We start from the raw sequence: 223 nt of genomic DNA, 5'->3' as shown, positions 1-223 counted from the left end.
TTGCAGCCGATTCATTAGCTAACGCGGCTTTTTTGGCTTTTGCTCGAGCTACCGCAGCGGCAATTTTTGCTTTTTTGTCATTGACAGGAGCGACGTTAATACTGCTATCTGTTGCACTCGGGTTATTTATCGACTCAGCCGCAACAGCACTATCAGGCTCAGCTGGGTTATCGGTTGCAGCCGATTCATTAGCTAACGCGGCTTTTTTGGCTTTTGCTCGAGC

General features: G+C 48.4%; 1 protein-coding gene. It reads right to left on the bottom strand.

Annotation, left to right across the window (positions count from 1 at the left end; all coding sequences use genetic code 11):
• A partial coding sequence (locus tag ACED29_RS01175) for a hypothetical protein (RefSeq protein ID WP_371696799.1) occupies positions 1-223 on the bottom strand: 223 nt, incomplete at both ends.

It is taken from the genome of Shewanella sp. 5S214, assembly GCF_041439795.1.
GTDB classification, from domain to species: Bacteria; Pseudomonadota; Gammaproteobacteria; order Enterobacterales; family Shewanellaceae; genus Shewanella; species Shewanella vesiculosa.
This window is presented reverse-complemented; position numbering and strand designations above follow the sequence as displayed.